Raw genomic sequence first — 275 nt, 5'->3', positions numbered from 1 at the left:
ACGGCCCAGACTCCTACGGGAGGCAGCAGTGGGGAATATTGCACAATGGGGGAAACCCTGATGCAGCCATGCCGCGTGTGTGAAGAAGGCCTTCGGGTTGTAAAGCACTTTCAGTAGGGAGGAAAGGGTGTAGTTTAATACGCTATATCTGTGACGTTACCTACAGAAGAAGGACCGGCTAACTCCGTGCCAGCAGCCGCGGTAATACGGAGGGTCCGAGCGTTAATCGGAATTACTGGGCGTAAAGCGTGCGCAGGCGGTTTGTTAAGCGAGAT

1 rRNA gene is annotated in these 275 nt (G+C 54.2%); it reads left to right on the top strand.

The window, feature by feature from the left end:
• Positions 1-275, top strand: a 16S ribosomal RNA gene (locus tag KFE26_RS24465); the annotation flags it as partial.

It is taken from the genome of Shewanella sp. M16 (genome assembly GCF_018224605.1).
In the GTDB taxonomy this organism is placed as follows: Bacteria; Pseudomonadota; Gammaproteobacteria; order Enterobacterales; family Shewanellaceae; genus Shewanella; species Shewanella oncorhynchi.
Note: the sequence above shows the minus strand (reverse complement) of the source record. Positions and strands in the feature narration are given on the sequence as shown.